The organism is Pseudomonas sp. HOU2, from assembly GCF_040729435.1.
GTDB lineage: Bacteria > Pseudomonadota > Gammaproteobacteria > Pseudomonadales > Pseudomonadaceae > Aquipseudomonas.
In genome coordinates this window covers 550,764-571,018 of sequence record NZ_CP160398.1, presented here as the reverse complement: position 1 = coordinate 571,018, position 20,255 = coordinate 550,764, and the positions used below count along the sequence as shown (strand labels likewise).

The 20,255-nt window shown below is 58.0% G+C and carries 15 protein-coding genes; 12 read left to right on the top strand and 3 right to left on the bottom strand.

Annotated features, from left to right (window positions below; genetic code table 11):
- The first annotated feature begins 11 nt into the window (after positions 1 to 11).
- The 4 genes from ABV589_RS02470 to ABV589_RS02455 are packed head-to-tail and all read left to right on the top strand — an operon-like array spanning position 12 to position 4,584.
- Positions 12 to 863 carry a hypothetical protein gene (locus ABV589_RS02470; RefSeq protein ID WP_007969043.1) on the top strand — a complete coding sequence of 284 codons (852 nt, stop codon included), beginning with the start codon at positions 12 to 14 and terminating at the stop codon, positions 861 to 863.
- The gene (locus ABV589_RS02465) at positions 860 to 2,809 is read left to right on the top strand and encodes a nitroreductase family protein (RefSeq protein ID WP_367084719.1); all 1,950 of its coding nucleotides are present in this window, start codon (positions 860 to 862) and stop codon (positions 2,807 to 2,809) included. The genes ABV589_RS02470 and ABV589_RS02465 overlap by 4 nt, the downstream gene beginning before the upstream one ends.
- On the top strand, positions 2,799 to 4,061 hold the full coding sequence (locus tag ABV589_RS02460; protein WP_367084718.1) for a polysaccharide biosynthesis C-terminal domain-containing protein: 1,263 nt from the start codon (positions 2,799 to 2,801) through the stop codon (positions 4,059 to 4,061). Before ABV589_RS02465 ends, ABV589_RS02460 begins: the two co-directional genes overlap by 11 nt.
- Positions 4,062 to 4,071: 10 nt before the next feature.
- Positions 4,072 to 4,584, top strand: a complete 513-nt coding sequence (locus ABV589_RS02455; protein WP_367084717.1) for an N-acetyltransferase — start codon at positions 4,072 to 4,074, stop codon at positions 4,582 to 4,584.
- 311 nt (positions 4,585 to 4,895) lie between these two features.
- On the opposite strand, the gene ABV589_RS02450 is transcribed toward ABV589_RS02455, so the two are convergent.
- Positions 4,896 to 5,258 (bottom strand): hypothetical protein, encoded by a 363-nt coding sequence (locus tag ABV589_RS02450; RefSeq protein ID WP_103520857.1) that lies wholly within the window; start codon positions 5,256 to 5,258, stop codon positions 4,896 to 4,898.
- A 460-nt stretch (positions 5,259 to 5,718) separates the two neighbouring features.
- On the opposite strand from ABV589_RS02450, the gene ABV589_RS02445 reads away from it, so the two are divergent.
- Together ABV589_RS02445 and ABV589_RS02440 are read left to right on the top strand one after the other, a co-directional pair.
- Positions 5,719 to 6,591 (top strand): AraC family transcriptional regulator, encoded by an 873-nt coding sequence (locus ABV589_RS02445; protein WP_367084716.1) that lies wholly within the window; start codon positions 5,719 to 5,721, stop codon positions 6,589 to 6,591.
- A gap of 117 nt (positions 6,592 to 6,708) precedes the next feature.
- A complete protein-coding gene (locus ABV589_RS02440; RefSeq protein ID WP_115990014.1) occupies positions 6,709 to 7,977 on the top strand; it encodes a YbiU family protein in 1,269 nt (422 codons plus the stop codon).
- Positions 7,978 to 8,004: 27 nt separating this feature from the next.
- Here ABV589_RS02440 and ABV589_RS02435 read toward each other — a convergent pair whose 3' ends face one another.
- Complete coding sequence (locus ABV589_RS02435; protein ID WP_115990013.1) at positions 8,005 to 8,733, bottom strand: NYN domain-containing protein; 729 nt, start codon at positions 8,731 to 8,733, stop codon at positions 8,005 to 8,007.
- Between the two features lie 633 nt (positions 8,734 to 9,366).
- On the opposite strand from ABV589_RS02435, the gene ABV589_RS02430 reads away from it, so the two are divergent.
- On the top strand, positions 9,367 to 9,618 hold the full coding sequence (locus ABV589_RS02430; RefSeq protein ID WP_367084715.1) for a DUF2790 domain-containing protein: 252 nt from the start codon (positions 9,367 to 9,369) through the stop codon (positions 9,616 to 9,618).
- 44 nt (positions 9,619 to 9,662) lie between these two features.
- Here ABV589_RS02430 and ABV589_RS02425 read toward each other — a convergent pair whose 3' ends face one another.
- A complete protein-coding gene (locus ABV589_RS02425; protein ID WP_367084714.1) occupies positions 9,663 to 10,607 on the bottom strand; it encodes a LysR family transcriptional regulator in 945 nt (314 codons plus the stop codon).
- 87 nt (positions 10,608 to 10,694) lie between these two features.
- Here ABV589_RS02425 and mug point away from each other — a divergent pair, with 87 nt between their 5' ends.
- The 5 genes from mug (at position 10,695) to ABV589_RS02400 (ending at position 20,203) form a co-directional block, all read left to right on the top strand.
- Positions 10,695 to 11,216 (top strand): G/U mismatch-specific DNA glycosylase, encoded by a 522-nt coding sequence (gene mug, locus ABV589_RS02420; protein ID WP_367084713.1) that lies wholly within the window; start codon positions 10,695 to 10,697, stop codon positions 11,214 to 11,216.
- A 304-nt stretch (positions 11,217 to 11,520) separates the two neighbouring features.
- Positions 11,521 to 12,036, top strand: coding sequence for an Hcp family type VI secretion system effector (locus ABV589_RS02415; RefSeq protein ID WP_027613808.1), 516 nt, complete (start codon positions 11,521 to 11,523; stop codon positions 12,034 to 12,036).
- A 127-nt stretch (positions 12,037 to 12,163) separates the two neighbouring features.
- The gene (gene tssI, locus ABV589_RS02410) at positions 12,164 to 15,049 is read left to right on the top strand and encodes a type VI secretion system tip protein TssI/VgrG (protein WP_367084712.1); all 2,886 of its coding nucleotides are present in this window, start codon (positions 12,164 to 12,166) and stop codon (positions 15,047 to 15,049) included.
- Positions 15,046 to 19,731 (top strand): RHS repeat-associated core domain-containing protein, encoded by a 4,686-nt coding sequence (locus ABV589_RS02405; RefSeq protein WP_367084711.1) that lies wholly within the window; start codon positions 15,046 to 15,048, stop codon positions 19,729 to 19,731. The genes tssI and ABV589_RS02405 overlap by 4 nt, the downstream gene beginning before the upstream one ends.
- Entirely contained in the window at positions 19,721 to 20,203 is a 483-nt protein-coding gene (locus ABV589_RS02400; RefSeq protein ID WP_367084710.1) for a DUF4265 domain-containing protein, read from the top strand. The genes ABV589_RS02405 and ABV589_RS02400 overlap by 11 nt, the downstream gene beginning before the upstream one ends.
- The last annotated feature ends 52 nt before the right edge of the window (positions 20,204 to 20,255 follow it).

Genomic DNA, 20,255 nt, shown 5'->3' with positions numbered 1-20,255 from the left:
GGGCGATCCTCATGCAAGGCATTATTTATAAGCTGTTCAACGAACATTATCGACTGCTCACCGACAGCGCCGAAATGTACGCCTTTCTTCTCGATGTGCTGGAAAAGCACGTCGTCGTCGACGCTCGGGTCAAGCCTAAGTACGACATTCGTATTCCATGGCTGAGCCCGGAGAGAAGGCGCTATCTGACGCGCACGGCTCCCTCGTCGGATCATGCTTTGACGGAGGTTTCCATCCGCGAAGGGGCGACATCGTTCTCGGCATGGTCCAGTACTGCGCCGCCGCTCGTTCCATTCAACCTGGACGTGATTGACGGTCGTTACTTCGCTTTCCATGCGGCGGCTGTCGAAGTTCCCCGGTACGGCGCAATCATCCTGCTTGGCAACAAGGGGGCAGGTAAAAGCACCAACTCGCTGGCCTTGTGCAAGGAGCAGGGCTGGTCATTGCTCACCGATGAAACCTGTGTGATTGACGCTCATGACCTGAGTATTCAGGCCTTGTTGCGCCAACCGCATGGTTATGAAATCGATGAACAGCGCGTCGCGCGCAAAAGCGTACTGCGCTATGCCGACAACCCGTGGCTGGTCACGGCCAGTGTCGCGACCCCGCGACTGGCTTTCGAACTCGTGCACATTCAGGGGCTGTCGATACCCCACGTTCAGCCGATCAGCGACCCGAAGATTGCGACCCAGATATTGCTCAGGCATCAGTTGCAATTCGGCAGTTCGCCCAGTGCTGCCTTGTCGTGCGCGAAAGCATTGGCGGCCAACGTGCAACTGAGTCAGATACATCATGGTGGTTATGAAAGCTTTGCACTGACCCGCGAAACCATTTTCAGCAGCGTCAACAGGATGTTCGCATGACTGCGTTTTTTACTAATCCCTCGCTTTACATACTGCAGACCAAACTGGTTTCCCCGAACAGCCAGGGCAATAGCCGCTGGACGGTCATAAACCCGGATACCACTGCACTTTACGGGGCCGTCGGCAAAGATGTTTACCCCAGACTGCTGCAGATTCTGAAGCGTGCAGGTACGCCGTCCGGCGTGGATCCGGCGGATGTTGCAAACCTGGTGGAGAAGGGGCTGCTTACCGAAGACCAGCACCGCCGGATACGCACTGAGGGCCGATGGTTTCTCGATCATTACCATGAGTTTGTCCACGACTACCGCTTCCATAACTACGCCTCGGTAGAGCGCTTCAGGAAAGATCGAGAACAAATGGCCGAATATGGCAAGATCCAGACGCCGCCATCGGTCTATACGCAACGCGACCAGCGTTCTGAAACCTTCTTGCTTGCACCGCCCCGAATGGACCTCGATGAGGTAGAAGACGAGCTGCAATTACTCAGCAATATTCTGTCGGGTACGTTCCTCGCTGTAGGTCAAATCGAGGGTGGAGATTTCGGGCCTTGGCTGCGCAAGGCCAGCCCCTCGGGCGGCGCACGCCATCCGACCGAAGCGTGGGTGATGGTGTATGGCAAGCGTGACATCGCGGACGGGCTCTATTATTTCGACGCACCTTCCAATCAATTGTTTTGGAAAGGCCCTTATCGGTCGGCCGACGATAGCGAGCAGTTAGCGCTCATCATTACCGCTCACGTAGAGCGACCAATGTGGCGCTACCGTGAAAGCAGAAGTTTTCGCGCCGTACTTCTGGATGCCGGGCACTGCATGGAAACGCTCAACCAACTGAGCGTAGCGTTTGGCTGGACGCTGAAGGGGCGGGATATCCCACAAGCCGTTCTGCAGGTCCTGGACCTTCAGGACATCGCGCTGTGTGCCCTGGACATCTGTCGAGGGGCCGGCGACGGATCGGCTGTCGGGATCGAGCAACCGACGTCTTGTGCCCCTCAAAAGGTGCCGCGCGTAGAGCGAGATACCGAATACCGGACCAATCCTTTTCTGTGGGGATCGTTCACGGGGGCGGAGCTGACCGGCACGATTGCCTACCCGCAAAGCACGCGCCTCACGCTGAGTGACGATATGCTGCGCATATTGAGCTATGCCCAGGTATCCCGACGCGGTGACCGTCCCTCGACGCCGGGCGCTATCAGCGCCAGTCTTGGCGTTCCAGACGAGCTGATCAGAGTCCTTGTCGAGTCGGGACTGCTGCTCGAGCAGGAACGCGTCAAGGCGCTCTATGCCGAGGCCGCTCACTGGATCGCTCACGGCTGGTACCAAAACCTCTTGCTCTACCTGGAATACCGGTCGACCAAGATTCACGCATCAAGCCAACAAAACCTCACGCTTCTCGCACCCCCCAGACCTGAACACCCTGGCACCCTCTGGCGGGCGCTTTCGCGCCATCGAAAAACCACCCGATCCTTTACCGCTGACACTATTTCGGCAGAGCACTTGAGCCAAGTACTGGCGCCTTGCCTGGAACTGCTGCAGAGCCACGCCTCGCTGGAGCTGTTTCATCTGAAAAGGCATGCCTACGGTCATTTCGAGGGGGAAAAGTGGAATAAGGCGTCAGCGAGTTTCGTTGCCCAGGCGTCGGTTGCCGCCGCGGCGCTGGAAAGTGCGGTCATCGGTCAAAGCCCGATCATTCAGGCATCGAACGTGCTTTGGCTTTCCATCTCGGTACGGGATCTGACTGCGGAAGGTTATTTCAACGCCTTGATGGTACTGGGTATCGCCGCGCAGAAACTTTGCATCCAGTGTGCATTGCTGGGGTTGGGTATATTCGTGACCCCTGTATCAAACGATGGCGAGGCCGCGACGATCAGCCAGCTCGACTCGCTGCATACTATCAATTACTTCGCAGCCATCGGGCACGGGGCAGGAGCTGTCAAACGTGAAGACTGAAAATGGATCTTTGGCCTACAGCGATCAGCGGCGTCTGCTGAGAAACATCAACCACTCGACACTTGTGCAGTTCGCTACGCTGGCGATGTCGCTGCTCTTCGGCGCCTACATGATCAGGCGCGTCGGTGCCGACTATTTTGGACACATCACGTCGGCCAATGCGGTCATCTCCATCTGCATCATCTTTACCACTTTCGGCTGGCCGGTCCTGCTGACCAAAATTTTCGCCAACGGGCATCGAGCAACAGCGTTGCGGGCACTGCGAAAATCTGTCGGCGATGCATGTGTCATCACAGTCCTGACCGGGGCGGTGCTTTATGTGCTGATTCTGCTCGGCGTTCTGAAAGAACCGGCGTACCACTTTGCCTTTTTGCCCTTGCTGATCTTTCTGCGATCGCTGGCAGCCTTGGCAAAGGCGGTACTTGACGGGCTCGGCAAGGTCGTCGTCGAGCAATATGCACTGGGAATCGTCCTGCCTCTACTGACCATCCTGTGTTTCATATTCGCCGGCACACTGGACAGCGTTGACAGCCTGTTCGTCATTTACAGCCTGTCAGCGCTGATCGGCCTGGCCGTGCTGGCGGGGATCGCCACTACGGCTGCCGGCCCGGGGCTCGACGCTAATCAGGCACCACCAGCGGAAAAGCGCTCACACAACTGGTGGCTGATGTCCGCAGGCCTGTCGAACGTCGTGCTGCTGAACACCGACATCATCATCATGGGCCACTACGTCGCAGAAGGGGTGATCGCCGTCTACGGGATCATCAGTGTGGTCGTGGCAGTGATGACCATGGCAATCTCGGCTGGAAACGCAATCTATGCGCCAGTCATCGTCAAGCACTATCAGAACAATGATTACAGGGCCGCGCGCATTACCTTCCGCAGCGTGCAGAAACGTGTATTGATCTGGTCACTGCCGTTCTTCCTGATCGTGTCCCTGTTCCCGGGCGAAATTATCGGCGCCCTGGCTGGAAACACGAGCGACCCGGATCTGGCCGGATGCCTGATTATTCTCGCCGTCGCTCAACTGGTGAATGCAGCGACTGGCCCCGTGGCCACTTCGCTTTACATGAAAGGCGAGATTGCGTTCTTCGCCAGCAGCATGATGATCGCAGTCGTGTTGAATATCGCCGGTAACCTGTGGCTGGTCCCTGAGTTCGGCGTGCTGGGGGCAGCTGTTTCCACTGCCGCTGTCATCGCGCTCGCAAACGTCGCCCAGTACCTCAGGGCCCGTCAGTTGCACATCGTCTAGGAGACACGAAATGAGCATCCGCCGTGCCACCCCCGAGGACGCCGTTCAGATCGCCCGGATTCACTGGGCGTCCTGGAAGAGTACCTACCGCGACATCATTCCCGAGGCCTATCTTGAGCGGATCACGGTCGAGTCGCGGCTGGCTCACTGGGAACGCCAGATCGCCAGCGCAGAACTGGACATACAAGTCTGGACCGATGACGCAGGGGACGTCTTGGGCTGGATCGCGACCGGGCCCGATCGCGAAGATCCGAGCAACCCGAACATCGCCGAAATACATGCGTTCTACATTGCACCGCATCACACAGGTAAAGGCATCGGCCGTCAGTTACTCAGCCATACAACGGTGCAGCAGCAGAGCGCCGGACGATCAAGGATTGTGCTCTGGGTCTTGGAAAGAAATGAATCGGCCGTGATTTTTTACCGCCAGTCCGGCTTTCGCAAAGACCCCATCAAGACCCAGCTCATCGAGCGCGGCGGGGCTGAACTGGTTGAGTTGAAACTGCAGAGAGTCATTGCCTGACGCATTGCTGGAGCTGTTCGGATAGCGCGTTGCGGATGTGCCGTGCGCAATTGACGTACCAACGCGGCAACAAAAAACGAATTGACGAAGAGTTTCGTTAAACCATTGCGCAACACGGCATTAAAAATGTGGAAATCAAAAAGGAACACACGGTGCCAGGGGCCCGTCGCGAAGGCGGAAAACGGCCGTTTGATGTCCACAGGATTGTTCTCAGCCCACCGGATCGCTGGTTTGTGACGAATCATTGCATGCCGATTTCTTACAGCTCCCTCCTTGATCCTCACAATAGAGCGCCAAGGAGGGAGCGTTCGTTATGCCGTCGGCACAACATTATCCAGCGCCTGATTCACCGCCAGTTCCCCCAGCATCACCACCTGCGCAATGCCCAGCAGCGTCTTGCGAATCGGCCCTTCCACCAGCGCGGCCACATCGCCCAACATCACCGTCGCTGAACCCAGTGATTCACTGGCGTTCGCCAGCAATTCCTCAGTCGCGATTTTGGGGTTGGCGAGGAACATGGCGTTGGGTGTGTAGGGCGTGGCCATGATCTGGCTGGCGGGGTTCAGGTAGTGGTCGAGGGCGCGTTCGGCGGCTTCGCTGAGTTTTCGGGAATCGGGGGATTCGTAGGGGGAGACCGTTTCGGTTTCGGGTGGGTTCGGTGTGACCTTGAACATGGTGACGCTCCATATGTGGCTAAGGGAACCATCACATTCGCTACCAAACGAGGGTGGTGGCCATTACGAAGGTTGGTAGACCGGCACACATGGAAAAACCGGCGCGCTCGAAAGCGCCCTGCGCATGGCCACCATTAAGACAGGCGCCAGAAGGCATCTGCGTAAGGTGACGTTTTGCGCCATGTGTGAAACCGGGCTACCAAACCCGATCGCTGCTTTTCAGCGACCGACCCACGATAGAACCCGCACCCTGGGCGCACAAGCCGGCGGATTCTGGCGTAGTCGTAGGCAATGGCGCAAGGCGTTGTAGCCCGGGATGACGTAACACCGGGTGTCTTTAAACGTCTCTGACAAAACCTTAAACACTAGCGGGCAATTGACCGATTCGCGGCTTGAGCATTTCGATCGCGGTGATACGATCGTGGCGTGCCACCCACACCACAGAGCAGAATCGTTCACCATGAAACCCAGTTTCGAAAAAATCCCCACCGAAGCCACTGCCTCGTGGACGCTGCTGAACCGCCGTTTGCCAGACGCGATTCCGTTTGAATGGCATCACCATCCCGAGTACGAGCTGACGCTGACGTTGAACAGCCGTGGCCATCGCTATATCGGCAATGACGTCGCGCCTTACGATGACGGCGATCTGATTCTGGTCGGGCCGAACGTGCCGCACAGCTGGTCGTCGGCGGAGCGGGTCGATGCCGGGCAACCGCATGTGGCGCTGGTGATCTGGTTTTCCGCGGCGTGGGCGGAGTCGCTGGTGGCGCTGTTTCCGGAGTTGGGTTCGCTACGGCAATTGCTCGCGGCGGCGCGGCAGGCGTTGAGTTTCAGTGCGGCGACGTCGCGGAAGACTAGGCCGCTGATCGAGGCGATGGTCGAGCAGGAGCCGGCCGAGCGTTTGATCGCGCTGTTGACCGTGTTGAGCAAACTGACGCGGGACGTCGATGCCAGGCGAATTCTCTCTGCCTCGGACTCGCAGGCTGGCACTCAGATTGTTGAAGACCCGCGCATCCATCGGGTTCTGGATTACGTGCATGGACACTACGCCGAAGCCATCAGCATTCCAGCGTTGGCCGAGATGGCGTGCGTCAGTGTGTCGGCATTCCATCGCATGTTTCGTCGGCATACGCGCTGCACGGCGCTGGACTACATCGTACGGCTAAGAGTCGGACATGCCTGTGCGCTGTTGATGCAGGGGCATTCGACGGTTTCGCTGATTGCCGAGGAAGTGGGTTATTCGTCGCTGGCGCTGTTCAATCGTCAGTTCAAGGCGCTGAAGGGGCTGACGCCTTCGGAGTTTCGGCGTCAGCACGGTCATCACTTTCTGTAAGCAGCGCGCGGCCAAAACGCCACAATCGTATTACTCAACGCGGCAAATCAGGCTGCCGTCGCCACCCTCGGAATGGTCCCATTACCTGCACCCACAACAAGGTCTGCAGGTCCCACGATGAGCAAATACCAGGCATTCGAGAGCGCAACGCTTCCGGACAATTACCGCGACAGTATCGTCAAAATGAAACGCACCTTGCGCGCGCAGGTCGGCGATGTGCAGGGGCTGTTCGCCGAGGTCAGTGAGTTTATTGCCGGCGAAATTGCGTCGATCAAAGCGCAGGAGGCGCAGACGGGTTCCGGTTGGCCGGTGCTGGAGTTCGCTGAGATCGCCGCCGGTAAAGTGACTGCCGAGCGTTTGGCCTTGATCAAGCGTCGGGGTTGCGTGGTGATCCGCAACCACTTCCCCCGCGAGCAGGTGCTGCAGTGGGACCAGGGCTTGCTGGATTACCTCGACACGAACCGATTCGATGCGTTGTATCGCGGGCCGGTCGATCAGTTTTTCGGCAATCTGGAGGCGTCGCGGCCGGAGATTTTTCCGATCTATTGGTCGGCGTCGCAGATGCAGCTGCGCCAGGATGAGCGGATGGGTACGGCGCAGGCGTTTCTCAATCGATTGTGGAAGACTCATTCGCACGGTCAGGACTGGTTCAACCCGGACATCAATGCGCTGTATCCGGATCGGGTGCGCCGGCGTCCGCCGGGCACACACTCAAAAGGCCTTGGCCCGCACACCGATTCCGGGGCGTTGGAGCGCTGGCTGCATCCGGCGTACCTGAAAGTCTTCGACAAAATCTACAGCAACGACTTCGCGGCCTATGACCCATGGGATGCGGCGTTTCGTACCGAGGTGGACGAATACGCCTACGAGGACACGGTCAAGTGCTCGGCATTTCGCACGTTTCAGGGCTGGACTGCGCTGTCGGACATGCAGGCCGATCAAGGTGTGCTGCACGCCTTGCCCATCCCCAAGGCGATGGCCTACCTGCTGCTGCGGCCGCTGCTCAATGACGTGCCCGAAGACCAGTTGTGTGGGGTGGCGCCGGGCAAAGTGCTGCCGGTGTCGGCGCAATGGCATCCATTGCTGGTGGAAGGACTGAGTCCGATTCCGGATGTGCAGGCCGGCGATTCAGTGTGGTGGCATTGCGATGTAATCCATAGCGTCGCGCCGGTGCAGAACCAGCAGGGCTGGGGCAACGTGATGTACGTGCCGGCGGCGCCGATGTGTCCGAAGAATCTGCGGTATGCACGGGATGTGTTCAGAGCGTTTGAGCAGGGGGCTTCGCCGGATGATTTTCCGCGTGAGGATTATGAGCGCTCGTGGGAGGAGCGTTTTGCTGTGGAGGGGCTGAACTCGCTGGGGCGTGCGGGGCTTGGGCAGGAGTGAGATCACGTAAACCGACTGAAACAACGACTATGCAGTAATACCGCTCTGAGCAAGGTTGCGTAGCACAGGCTTGGGACACGTTGAGCGCAGACCGTCGATATGTTCCATCAAACCATCCGGGATGCTCTGCCACATCGGGTCTAGTATGAAATCAACACCTTCTCGCCGGGCCATTTTTGCTGCAGGAACAAAATCAGCGTCACCTGCAATGAGAACAATTTGGTCAACCTGTTGCTTGAATGATAAGGACGCCACATCGAGACCTATCCGCATATCAACGCCTTTTTGTCGGGTTTCAATGCTGACGTCATTTTCCGTAAGGTCGGCGATCAGGATTTTACCCTTTAACAGCTCCGCTATTTTTGCTGGCTTTATTGTCCATTTCACATCTTTCGACAGATGCCCTAGCCGAAGGGCGAGCTTACGTTTATTGCGCAATCTGGCATGTAGCTCCTTGCGAAATACCGCTTCTCTGGACTTCGAGAAATCCACTGCTTTTTTGGTGATCGGGTTGTGCTGTTTGGTGTCTAGCGGGGGACAGTCGTAGAAGAAAATTCGGTACAGCTCTCTTCTGTGACGTTGTTGGAGCTCTTGCGGCTGGCCGTTATGGCGAGAAATGATTTTGCCAAGAAGGTGGGCAGTAGCCCATCGATGGACAAGATCAGCAGCACGTTCAGCATTGAATGCATTTTGAGGTTCAATCCTTCGAAAGCGCTTGATGAAAAATGCGCCATCGACCAATACCGCTGTGGGCATGCTTTGTTCCTGATAACAAAACGCCCAAGGGTTTGGCACGTCCTGGATGGTTAGGACGGCGTACTGCCTTGGGCGGGATGGGGGCAGATTAGGAGCGGGCGACGCGGGCGTCAACCGCTCCTTCTCGGTTTGATCAAGCTTTGCTTTCAATCTTGTACGCCCATCGCTTTCGATGATGGGCAAGGACGAGCAGAACGATAAAGCTGAAGGGCAACACGTACAAGCCAGCCACTTCCGCAAGATTTGTAGGCAAATGCGCGGGCGCTTGTAGCCCCAATGTGGGGGTGATAACGGCCTGATATGAGTGGTTTGCCTGTTGGTGGTTGACAACGACGATGGCGGGGGCGGTTCTTTAACTTGCGGCAGACTTGGGTTACTCGGTGACGGATCTGACGCCATTCGCGAGCAGGCTCGCTCCCACATGGGGTCTGCGGTGGACACCAATGTTGTGGCCGATACGAAACCTGTGTGCGAGCCTGCTCGCGAATGGGATATCCACAGTCCTCAGGTCTTATTCATCACCATTCTGGACACAGTGTTTGTCCAGCCGGCCGATTTTTGTCGAGCGCTGCAACCCCTAACATCGTCTCCACTCCGTGAACAAACACGGTTCCCCACGAGACGGTGAACATCATGAAATTTGTAAAAATCGCTGTACTTCTGGCCCTTGGCGGTATCGGCGCTCAAGCCTTTGCAGCTGGCGAGACCGCGCAAGTCGAGGCCTACAACGCCGCCGCTCAAGCAGACATCGCCCACGTCGTGTCGATCTCCGAAGCGGCCAATCAATGCGGCGCGGTGCCGGTGCAGATGACTTATGACGACTCGACCGGTGCACGGCATGTCGTGCAATACCAGGTGATGGGCAGCGGTTGTTCCAACGGTTGATGTCGGTGCAGGCGCTGGAGGGTCGACACTCCAGGTCTGCGGTACTAAGCGTTGGCGAGTTCTTTGGCCGCGGCCATGTCTTCATCGGACGCCAGCAGTTGCGGGATGGCGGTTTTCAGGAACTCCACCCAGGTCTTGATTTTGGCGTCGACGAATTTGCGCGACGGGTAGATCGCGAACAGGTTGTATTCCTCCAGGCGGTACTGCGGCAGTACCCGCACCAGTGTTCCTCCGACCAATCCTTCGACGGCTGATGCCAGCGGCTGAATGCCGATGCCCATGCCATTTCTGATCGCCGTGGCCATGCCGTCGGCGGTGTTGATGTGAAAAGGGGAGTCGGGGATATTCTGGGTTTCCATGCCTTGTGGCCCTTCGAACACCCAGTTTTCTGCGGGCATCACCGTGTTGACGATGCGCAGGCAGTCGTGTGCGGCGAGGTCGGCGGGTGTGGCGGGGTGGCCGCGTTTGGCCAGGTACGCCGGCGAGGCGCAGAGGATGCTGTAGGTGGTGCCGAGGCGTTGCGCGACGAAGCCGGAATCCGGCAGGTCGCGGGCGAGGACGATCGACATGTCGTAGCTTTCTTCGAGCAGGTCGGGCAGGCGATTGCTCAGGGTCAGGTCGAACATCACCGTAGGGTGAATCTCGCGGTAGCGGGCGATCGCGTTGATCACGTAGTGATTGCCAATGGCGGCCATGGCGTGGATCTTCAGACGCCCGACCGGCAAAGTCTGCGCGGTGCCGGCTTCTTCATCGGCTTCGCGCAGGTCATCGAGGATTTTTTCGGCGCGCTGCAAATAACGCACGCCGGCTTCGGTCAGGGCGAGGCGGCGGGTGGTGCGGTTGATCAGGCGCGTGTGCAGCCGGGTTTCGAGGCTGGAGACGGCTTTGGAGACGTTGGTCGTGGTGGTGTCGAGCACGTCGGCCGCAGCGGTGAAGCTGCCGCTCTGGGCGACGGCAACGAAGCAGCGCAGGGTCTGAATAACGTCCATCGTTGTGGTGGGCTCTGTGGCTGGGATGGCCATTCTAGGGTTTGCTGTGGGGAGTGGTGCAAATGTTTGCGAACGAGGGGCACGCGCATGGCGGGTGAAGGGCTTGAAGACATTCTGGCGCCGGGGCTTGCGGTTGTGTTCTGCGGGATCAATCCGGGGTTGCTGGCGGCGGCGCAGGGGCATCATTTTGCCGGGCGCGGCAATCGCTTCTGGCGCACCTTGCATCTGGCCGGGTTCACGCCGTATGAGGTGCGAGCGGAGGACGATCGAAGCATCCTGCACTTTGGCTGCGGCTTGACGGCGGTGGTCGAGCGGCCGACGGCGCGGGCGGATCAATTGGCGGCGCAAGAGTTCGCCGCTGCGGCCCTGGGCTTTGAGCAGAAGATCAGCCGCCATGCGCCGCGCTTTGTGGCGTTTCTTGGCAAGGCTGCGCATGCGGCGTTGTCGGGGCAGAAGTTGGTGGCGTGGGGGCCGCAGGCGAAGACCTTCGGCGGCGCGCACGTGTGGGTGTTGCCGAACCCGAGCGGGAGGAACCTCGCGTTCAATCTTCAGCAGTTGGTCGAGGCTTATCGTCAATTGCAGGTAGCGTCGTCGGCGCCGAAAATTTAAACATCACCACTGCGCAAAAAGTTGCGCAGTGGTTTCGTGGATTTCACCCGTGAACCCCCTTCAAACCTCTCTGGATCAAGGTTTTCAGCCAAGTGCGCAAGAAGTTGCACAGTACTGCGCAACTTCTTGCGCACTTTTTTCTGTTTATCGAAATTTTAAACGTCTAAACGCAAAGGCGTGGCCGCCAACCCGTTGATCCGTAATAGCTAGATGATGGCTGGCACGGAATTTGATCTCTGAGCAGGCACCCGGACAGGCAATGGTGCCTGTCGGTTGTGTATTTTCGAGCAAGGAGAGCATCCCCATGGCAACACCAGCGTACATGTCCGTCACTGGCGAAAAACAAGGTCTGATCACTGCCGGCGCTTTCACCGCCGATTCCGTGGGCAACACCTTCCAGGAAGGTCACGAAGACCAGGTCATGGTTCAGGCCTTCACCCACGACGTGATCATCCCGCGTGACCCGCAGTCCGGTCAGCCAACCGGTCAGCGCGTGCACAAGCCAGTGGTGATCACCAAGGTCTACGACAAGGCTTCGCCTCTGCTGCAAGCGGCTCTGACCTCCGGCGAGCGCATGAGCGAAATCGTTATCCAGTGGTACCGCACTTCGGCTCAAGGTACCCAGGAGCACTACTACACCACCAAACTGGAAGACGCGATCATCGTCGCCATCAACAACAAGATGCACAACTGCCAGGACCCGTCGAACGCCCACTTCACCCACCTGGAAGAAGTGCAGTTCACCTACCGCAAAATCACTTGGACCCACGAAGTATCCGGTACTTCGGGTTCCGATGACTGGCGTGCTCCAGTCGTTTAATCGCGACTGATGGTTGTACCGCCCCGGCCAGTGCGGCTGGCCGGGGCGGCTTTGACCTGAAGAATTTTTTGCGTGCGTCACGCTTCATGGAATGGCGCCCGTCGCAGCATTGCGCGAGGAACAAGGGATGTTCTCACCGGCCAATCAGCCTCATTTCAATCTGACCATCGATGGCGCGGACAGCGATTTCCAGGTGCTGTCGTTCACCGGGAAAGAGGCGCTCAACACCCCCTTCGAGTTCGAGCTGGAACTGGTCAGTGAGAAGGCCTCGATCAACCTCGAAAGCCTGCTGCACAAACTCGCGTTCCTGCAGCTGTCGCCCAGCGGCACGGGGATTCACGGGCTGATCTACAGCATCGCCCAGGGCGAGGCCGGCAAGCGCCTGACCCGCTATAAAATCTCCCTGCGCCCGCAGCTGTCGTACCTCGCGCATCGGGTCAACCAGCGCATTTTCCAGCAGATGACCGTGCAACAGATCATCAGCAAGGTCCTGGAAGAACACGGCATCCTCGCCAGCGACTATCACTTCCAGCTGAGCGCGATTTACCCGGAGCGCATCTACTGCGTGCAGTACGACGAAAGCGATCTGCATTTCGTCCAGCGCCTGTGTGAGGAGGAGGGGATTCACTATCACTTCCAGCACACCGCCAGCGGCCACAAGCTGATGTTCGGCGATGACCAGACGGTGTTCCCAAAACTGGCGCCGGTGGCCTATCAGCAGGACTCCGGACTGGTCGCCGATCAACCGGTGATCAAGCGTTTCGGCCTGCGTCTGGCGACCCGCACCAGCCGCACCACGCGGCGCGATTATGACTTCGTCAAACCGAAGATCGAGTTGGAAAGCGATGCCAAGAGCAGCGCTCAGCCGGATCTGGAAGATTACGATTACCCGGGGCGTTTCGTTGACCGCGAGCGCGGCAAGCATCTGGCCAATCGCGCACTGGAACGCCATCGCACTGACTACCGGCTGGCCGAAGGCAACAGCGATCAGCCGATTCTGGTCAGCGGGCATTTCCTCGCCCTCACCGAACACGCCAACCCGACCTGGAACGATCTGTGGCTGCTGACCGAGATCTTCCACGAAGGCAAACAGCCGCAAGTGCTCGAAGAGTCGGTGACCAGCGACACCACCGACAACAAGGACGATTTCCACCAGGGCTACCGCAACCGCTTCAATGCGATCCCGTGGGATGTGCCGTACCGGCCGCCGCTCGATCACCCGAAACCGAAAGTCCTCGGCACTCAGAGCGCCGTGGTCTGCGGCCCCGAGGGCGAAGAAATTTACTGCGACCAGTACGGCCGGGTGAAGGTGCAGTTCTTCTGGGATCGCGAAGGCGAGCACGACGACAAGACCAGTTGCTGGATGCGTGTGGCCTCGAACTGGGCCGCGGAAACCTTTGGCGCGATCAACATTCCGCGGGTCGGCATGGAGGTGTTGATCACCTTCCTCGAAGGCGATCCCGATCAGCCGCTGATCACCGGCTGCCTGTACCACGGCGCCAACCTGCCGCCGTACAAGCTGCCGGACTTCAAGACCCTGGCCACGGTCAAGAGCAAGGAATACAAGGGCAGCCGCGCCAACGAACTGCGCATCGACGACACTACCAGCGAGATCAGCATCGCGCTGCGCAGTGATCACGGCGCCAGTGCGATCAACCTCGGCTACCTGACCCACCCACGCCCGAGCGGCGGGCAGCCGCGTGGCGAAGGTTTCGAGCTGCGTACCGACCGCCATGGCGCGGTGCGTGCCGGCGCCGGTCTGTTGATCACCACCGAGCCGCGCCCGAACGAATCCAAACACCACAAGGATTTGCCGGAAACTGCCGAGCGCCTCGCCACCGCGAGCGATCAGCAGGACGGTTTCGCCACTCAGGCCAAAGAGCTTCAAGCGCAAGAAGCGGGTGATCAGGACGACGTGGCCAAGGCGTTGCACGCGCAGCATCAAGGCGTGCTCGGCAGTGGCCCGGCGAACATGACCGCCAATGAATTTCCGGAATTCACTGAACCGCATCTGGTGCTCGCCAGCCCGGCGGGTATCGCCCTGACTACACCGCGCTCCAGCCATATCGCCACCGGTGAGCACCTGGCCCTGAGTAGCACCGGGCACACCAGTTTTTCCATCGGCAAACGCCTGCTGGCCAGTGCCAGCCGTGGCATGCGCCTGTTCGTGCAAAGTATGGGCTGGCGCCTGGTCGCGGCGTCCGGCGACATCGACGTCAAGGCCTTGAAGGACAGCATTAACCTGCTGGCCAAACTCAACATCACCGCCAATGCCGACCGCATCACCATCACCGCCAAGACCGAGCTGGTGATCCAGGGCGGCGGTAGCGCGACCACCTACAACGCCGGCGGCATCACCCACGCCACCACCGGCCCGTACACCGCGCACGCGGCGAACTTCGCCTACACCGGGGCGAAAAGTCTGGCCGGGGTGTTCCCGGAACCGCCGAAACCGGGCAAGGGCAATCTGGAACTGTTCAACCAGTACGCCGGGCGCCAAGGCATCAAGGAAGGCGACTACGAGGTCATCGACGCCCTCGGCAAAAGCATCAAGGGCAAGCTCGACGCCAAGGGTTTCGCCAGCGTCGCCGGCGCCGCCCCAGGCCCCGCGCGTGTGTTGTTCGGCAAGGATCCGGCGGACACCTGGAGTGAGGGCAGCTACATCGGCAAAGCGGAATGGCCGCTGAAACCGCCAGCCACTGAAGACGTGCCAAGCCAGGTGCAGGCGATGGTTGCGCAGGTTCTGCCGAACAAGAACTGGGACATGCTGGAGAAGGGCAAGGAGCTGGCGCAGAGCGGCATGGGCGCGATGCAGACGGCGCAGCAGGTGAAAGGGGCGGTGCAGGGCGGGGCGGCCGGGTTGCCGAAACTGGCGAGTGCGGCGCTGCCGAGTGCTTCGGGGATATTGGGTGCTGCAAGCAAGGCGGGCAAGCTGCCAGGCCTTCCGGCCCCGTCCTTGCCCAAACCATCGCTCAAGACGCCTGGCCTGCTGAATGGTGAGGTGCTCTCATGACTGAGACAGCCGTTGCCAAGAAGCGCGAGCCGCAGGTCGCTATCGTTCCGCTCAACACGCTGGACGTGCAGGACGTAGGTCGTGGTGCTGCCCGGTTTGATGCCTGGCTGCGATCCATCAGCGGTGGTGTCGTCACGCTCGATCGAATCAAAGGAGTTGCCGGGTCGCTGCCGGTTGTCGGCAACATCATGGCGCTGGTCGATGCGCTGGGCGATATCGTCACGCTTACCAGAAGCAAGCAGCGGGAATTGCTTGATTGGGTCAGCCTGGGGATCAACCTGATCGGTGTTTTACCTGCGCCTCCGACCATGGCGGCTGCTCGTATGAGTTTGCGTCCGACCTTGTTTCTGGTACGTCAGGAATTGCGTAACAGCGTCAAGATGCTGTTGGGCGATTCAATGATCGAAGTGCTGGTCGGGCATTTGAACGCAACCATCGTCGGCACGATCGATGACTTCGTGAAACAGGCTCAAGGCAAACTCTCGGGCATTCTCGCCGATGCAGGAAAACTCGGCGAAAGCGCAGTCACCGAAATTGCCAAGGGTCTTGAGGCCGTTGTAAATGGCAAGCTTGATTCAAAAGGCGATGCGCGCGCGGCTGGACAAAAAATCACGGCGGCGGGCAATCAACTGCTCAGCGACCCCAAAGCGGCGATCAGTAACATCTTTGGGGCTGCATTCAGTGCCTACAAAGCCGTGGGTAAGGGGGTTGCCAACAGCGCGGCGAAGAATCTTCTGCCGGATCAGGCCAAAAAACTGGTGATGACGCACACCGGTTCATTGAGAGCGATGGGGCCTGAGATCAAAACCCAATTGAGCAAATTGGGTGATCCGGGAACGCGTCACACGATTGGTTGGTTGTTGCAAATGCTCAGCGGTGCTGTGGTGACGTGGCGCAAGCGTCGTGGGCATGGACAGAGTGCCAGCGTTAAACCCAACGCCACCAGTAAGGCTCAGAACAAGGCAGGTGAAGGGCGACTCGAGGCCAGCAGCCATCAGGCTCCTGCGAACGCCAACGCCAATGGCCAAAAAAATGGTGCTTGTGCGGGTACTTGCAACAGCATCAGCTTTGCGTTGGGATCGGAGTCACTGAGCCATACCGATTTCAGCCTGCCAGGTCCATTTCCTGTCGAGTGGGTGCGCACCTACAGTTCCCGGTTTGATGCTTTTGACAATGGCGAATCAGGGGCACGGTGGGTAACAGAGTTTACGACCCGATTCGACTGCAAGGACGATGGACTGGTTTTTTTCGGAGCCGATGGTCGTAGCATCGATTTCCCCCTGCCCAAGCCAGGCCTCTTTCACTATGACCCCGTTGAAAATCTCACGCTGGTTCGTTCCGCTGAGGATCAACTGCTCGTTTGCTTCGGTTTCGAGCGCAAGGAAACCTATGTCCGTCGTGGTCGTTGCTTTTGGCTGACGGATGTGAAGATGCGCAGTGGTTCCGGGCTGATGCTGCATTACGAGCATCGCCATGGGGATGCCCGCGTATTATCCGATCTGATCACCTATCAAGGTGACGTCACGCAAGTCCACTTGCACGTCGGAACGCTGATAGATGATCAAGGACGCTTGACCGGTCTCTGGGAGATTCGTGACGGCGCGCCTGTGCGGCAATTGTGTCATTACCAATACGACATCCATGGCGACTTGATCCAGGCGCAGGATGAAAACGGTGCGGCCTGGAGTTATCAGTATCAGCATCACCTCCTGACTCGGTATACCGATCGCACCGGCCGCGGTTTGAATCTGCAGTGGGATGGCCACACATCGCACGCCAGGGCTGTGCGCGAGTGGGCGGATGACGGCAGTTTCGATACTCGCCTTGAATGGGACGAAAACATCCGTCTGACTTACGTCACTGATGCCTATGGCAACGAGACTTGGCATTACTACGACATCAAGGGCTATACCTACCGGATTCGCTATGCCGATGAACGTTCAGAGTGGTTCTTTCGCGATGATGCGAAGAACGTGATTCGTCACGTTCATACAGATGGCACCACCGATCGCTACAGCTATGACGAGCGCGGTAATTTGCTCGAGCACATCAGTCCCGACGGCAGTGTCGCTCACTACGCCTACGATGATCTCAACCAACTGATCAAGGTAAGTGATGCAGAAGGCGGTCAGTGGCAGCGAGCTTACGATGACGCCGGCAATCTGCTGGAGTCGGTCGATCCGCTTGGCAACAAGACGGAGTACGCCTATGACAAAGCAGGTCAGTTGATCGCTATCAAGGATGCAATAGGCAACGAGAAAACGCTTGAGTACAACGTTGCCGGTCAGCTTCTCAAATATACCGATTGCTCCGGCAAGACCAGCGAGTGGGAATACAACGATCGCGGTCAGATGATCTGTTTTACCGATGCAGCGGGGCAAAGCACCGAGTATCAGTACAAGGTCGGGCATGTCGCCTTGATAACGCATCCGGATAAAACCGAGGAGCGATTCGAGCGTGATGCCGAAGGGCGTCTGCTCGCTCATGTTGACGGTCTGGATCGCTGTACGACGTGGAGCTATAACGCGGCCGGTCTGGTTGCCGAGCGAGTAGACGCCTGCGAGCAAACGCTTCGTTACCGTTGGGACCTGCTAGGCCGTTTGATAGCACTCGAAAACGAAAACGAGCAGCGCACCCGGTTTCACTATGATCCTGTCGGAAGATTGCTTGAGGAAAAAGGCTTCGACGGCCTTGCCACACGCTATCAGTACGACGCCGAGAGCGGGCGGTTGGCGAGCGCCATCAGCGGTGAGCGCATCATTTCGATGGTGTTTGACCCAATGGGGCGGCTTGTTGAACGCCATGCGAGCCTGGGCAATGCGACACAAAGCGAATCCTTTGCGTATGACGGTAATGGCAACATGGTTTTGGCCACGAACGACCAGAGCCGGTTGCTGTGGTTCTATGATTCGGCCGGTAATCTGATCAGAGAGCACCAGCATTATCAGGATCTGGATACACCACTCGTTGCCATCTGGAGGCATGAGTACGATGCCCTCAATCAGTGTGTCGCCACGACTCGTCCGGATGGCCATCGGGTGAGTTGGTTGACGTACGGCAGCGGGCATTTGCTCGCGTTAAAACTGGATGATCACGAACTGGTCGGCTATGAGCGAGATGATTTACATCGCGAAGTCGCCCGTTATCAAGGGAATCGCCTGCGCCAGACGCAAAAGTGGGATCCGGCAGGGCGGCTACAGGAGCAACTGCTCGGTCGAAGCGACGACAATTCGACGTTGCTCAAACGCCAGTACCACTATGATGCGGTCGGCCAGTTGACCGAGCTGAACGATACTCGTCGCGGACCGCTTGCCTACCGTTATGATCCGGTCGGGCGACTGATCAGCGCAGCAAGTCGGCTCGGCGTTGAAAACTTCGCGTTCGATCCTGCCAGCAACCTGCTGGACGAGAAGGTGACAGAAGTGCGCCGGCCTCTTGATCAGGCCCCGACACGTAGTCGGTTGGTAGACAATCTTTTACGTGAATACGTCGGTACTCATTACGAGTACGACGATCGTGGCAATCAGACGTTGCGTTGGCACAATGGTCAGCGCAGTCGATTGCAATGGGACCTGTTCGATAGGTTGGTGCATTTTGAGGATGATCGTCTTTCGGTCAGATACGCCTACGATGCCTTGGGTCGCCGGCTGTATAAGCACTCGACAGCCCATTATGTGAACCGTCCTGAAGCAGGTTCGCACTGGAATAAAAATGAGCAGGGGCGCATTCAGCGCTTGCTTGGCTGTGGCTTGACCTTGTACGGGTGGGACGGGGACAACCTTTCCTGGGAAAGCAGTCCTGCCCCTATTGATGGGGGGACAGGTCGCACCGTCCATTACGTTTATGAACCCGGCACATTCGTACCGGTGGCTCAAGCCCTCACACACGCCTCGATTGATCTGTTGAGTCAGCCTGAATATGTCGGCGGCGACAATCTTGAAGATGATCCGCTGTGGAGTCACGCGCCTGAAGCACAACCCTTCGATGCCCTGGCCTGGTATCAGTGTGACCATTTAGGCACACCATTGGAACTTACCGATCAAGACGGTGAGATCGCCTGGAGCGCTCAATACAAAGCGTGGGGGCAGGTGAAAGAACAGACATCAGCCTCGGCAGTGCAGCGCGGGCTGACTAATCCCATTCGTTTCCAGGGCCAGTACCACGATCACGAAACAGGCTTGCACTACAACCGCTACAGGTACTACGACCCCCATGTAGGTCGCTTCATCTCGAAAGACCCGATAGGTCTGATGGGCGGTATCAACCTTCATCAATACGCGCCTAACCCGACGCAGTGGGTGGACCCTTTAGGTCTGGTCAGAAAACCGCCATCCAAGCGCGCGCTGAAGGACGGTGCTGGAGCCTCCGCTAAAGACATCGCTGCGAGCAAGGTCGGCGGCGGTAGTCGGAAAGGACAAGCGGCATGTCGCAAAAAACTTATTGCCAAAAGCAAACCGGTGGGTGTGTACAAGTGCTGGCGGTGCGGGCATACCTCTAGCAATCCTGATGACATGCATTTGGGGCATAAAAATGTGGCGACCTCGAATGGCGGCAACCTGGCCGATGTCAACGTAGATCTTGAGGGCGCATCGTGTAACCTGAGTGCTGGAAACAGCGGTTACGTGAAAGAAGGGATGTCGTGTGTCGAACGTGGAAGTTGTGGAGCGCCGTATGGACGATAAAGAATTGCCGGTTCTGATTGAGGTGTTTGTATCAGATGACGATGGCCCTGTATTCGAGGAGCTCCCTGCAATCGCGATGGAGCAGGATACTTATCAGCTGCTGTCCTCACCTGGTCTTGCGTTGAATTTGGCTCGAGGTGACATCATCTCGATAAAAAACAAAAACACTCACGCTGAAGTCCTGAAGCGCGGAGGAAATTTTTGTATTCATATTTACGCCGACTACATCCCCGAGGACGTCATTGCACAACTGGAAACTGATGTTGGCAATGAACTGGGTGGAACGCTGGATGGCGTTTTCGAAGGCAACCTGTCACTGGCTGTGCCCTCAAGCAATGGCATGGACAGCATCAATGCGTTTTTTGATCGGTTCCGCGAGCAAACGGGACTCGAATGGTATTACGCCAATATCTATAAAAACATTGATGATGAAGATGATGAAACGCTGCTCAATTGGTGGCTGCAGAGCTGACTGACAGGCCAGCAGACGGCAAGGTCACGAGACCAGGATCAAGTCAAAGGAG